Annotated in this window: 1 protein-coding gene; it reads right to left on the reverse strand. The window is 40.1% G+C overall.

Annotated features, from left to right (window positions below):
* Positions 1-1,448: 1,448 nt before the first annotated feature.
* Positions 1,449-2,426 (reverse strand): endonuclease/exonuclease/phosphatase family protein (locus ACK5JN_RS24245; RefSeq protein ID WP_416872476.1); only part of this gene is annotated, 978 nt, incomplete at its 5' end.

Genomic DNA, 2,426 nt, shown 5'->3' on the forward strand with positions numbered 1-2,426 from the left:
AAATTGAATAAAAAACATTGATGAAGTAATAGAGCAAACAAGATGAAAGTAAGAAAAGACAATGAATAAAGGATATAAAATGATTAAGAAGAGAAAATCAGATATAGAAAGGAAAATCAGATGAAGTAGAAGAGAAAACAAGACAAAGTAGAAGAGAAAACAAGATGAGGTACGGGAGAAAACAAGATGAAGTATAAGAGAAAACAAGATGAAGTGGAAGAAAAATCAAGACAAAGTTGAAAAGAAAACCAGATGAAGTAAATAGAAAACCAAATGAAGAAGAGAAAACCAGGTGAAGTAGAAGAGAAAACCAGATGAAGTAGAAGAGAAAACAAGATGAAGTTAAACAGTAAACAAGATGAATTACAAGAGACATGAAGTAAAGAGAAAACAAGACGAAGTGGAAGAGAAAATGACATTAATTAGAAGAAAAAACAAGGTAAAGTAGAAAAGAAAACAAAATGGTGTAAAGAAAACAGGAAAATGAAAAAACAAGATGAGTAGAGGAGAAAACAACATGAAGTAGAAGAGAAAACAAGATGAAGTAGAAGAAAAAACAGGAGGAGAAAGCAAGATGATGTAAAAGAGATAACAAGATGAGGTGGAAGAGAAAACAACATGAAGTAGAAGAGGAAACCAAAGGAAGACACCAAATGAAGTAGAAGAGAAAACATGATGAAGCAGAGGAGAAAACCAGACAAAATCAGATGAAGTAAAGAGAAAACAAGATGAAGTACAGGAGAAAACCAGATAAAGTACAGTAGAAAAAAACGCAAGATGAAGTGGAAGAAACAACAGATGTAGCAGGAGAAAACCAGATAGGAAAACCAGATGAAGTAGAAGAGAAAAAAAGATGAAGCAGAAGAGAAAACCAGATGAAGAAGACAAAAGATAAAGTAAAAGAGAAAATCAGATGAAGTAGAAGAGAAAACCAGATGATGTAGGAGACAAGATGAGGTAGAGGAGAAAACAAGATGAAGTAGAGGAGATAACAAGATGAAATGGAAGAGAAACCAAGGTGAGGTAGAACTTAAAACTGATGAAGTAGAAAACAAAACAACAAAGTAGAGGAGAAAACCAGATGAAGCAAACAAGAAAGCAAAATGAAGTAGATGAGAAAACATGATGAGGTAGAAGAGAAAACAAGATGGGGTAGAAGAGAAAACCAGAAGTAGAAGAGAAAACCAGAAAGCAGAGGAGAAAACAGGATGATGTAGAAGAGAAAACAAGAAGAGGTAGAGGAGAAAACAGAATGAAGTACAAGAGAAAACCAGATGCAGCAGATGAGAAAACCATATGAAGTAGGAGACAACAGGAGGAAGTAGAAAAGACATGATGAAGTAGAAGAGGAAACAAAATGAAGTAAAAGAGAAAACAAGCCAAAATTGAAAAAAAGATGAAGTAAAAGAGAAAACAGTATGAAATAACATAAGAAAAGTGAAGATGAGTTAAAAATAAGAAAATAAATGATGTAGAGGAGAAACAAGTTCAAGTAAAAGAAAAAACAAATTAAACAGGACAGTAAACAAGCTTGAGATTCTTCTTGACCTGACATGTAGCTTGAGTGTAGCAACGACAAGCCTATGATCAGTTGCAAAGAACTCAGCACTCCGGAAAACCCTGCAGTTCTGGAGGATCCTCCAACGAGTACTTACGAGGATGTGGTCGATCTCTTTAGCTACCTCTCCAGCATTGCTATACCATGTCCAGCGGTGCAGCTCTGGTCTCTGATACCAAGAACCTGCAATTCTCAACCTTCTGGATCTTGCAAAATTCAGGAGAGAACTGTTGGTGTTCCTGGTGCCAGAGCCGTGAGGACCAACATATAACTCATAGCCAGCTCTCTCAGTGCCAGTAGTAGCATTAAAGTCGCCCAAGACAATGAGTGTGTCCCGATGGGGGCACTGGTCTAATACTGAGTTGAGTTTGGCGTAGAACGCCTCCTTCTCTTCAGTTTCACACAGCTTGGTAGGAGCATACACTGCAATAAGAGACATGAAGCCCAAAGTGTGCTTAAGCCTCACTCGCATTATACGCTCATCACACAGAGAAACCTCCACCACGAACGGCTCCACTCTGCTGGAGATGCCTGTAGTTACCCCCCTGAGACGGGCACCATTGCTTATGCCGGACCAGTAGTAGATGTACCCCATACTACTGATTTCGCCATTGCCAGGCCTACTCGTCTCAGAGACTCCCACTATACCCACCCTCAGCCTCTTCAGCTCATCCGATAGACAGAGCAGTCGGTGATCCTCCGACAGACTCCGGACGTTCCAGGAGCCCAGACGTAGAACCTTCCGAAGGTTGACCCCAGGCATGGTTCTGCTGGCGGGCGCCGAATTTGCACCTCCTCGGCCACTCCAAAAATAAAATGGGGGGCTAGGGGCCCTCCCTCCATCGGGAAGCAGGAGTCCCGAGGGCTT

The organism is Kluyvera sp. (assembly GCF_047971185.1).
GTDB lineage: Bacteria > Pseudomonadota > Gammaproteobacteria > Enterobacterales > Enterobacteriaceae > Kluyvera.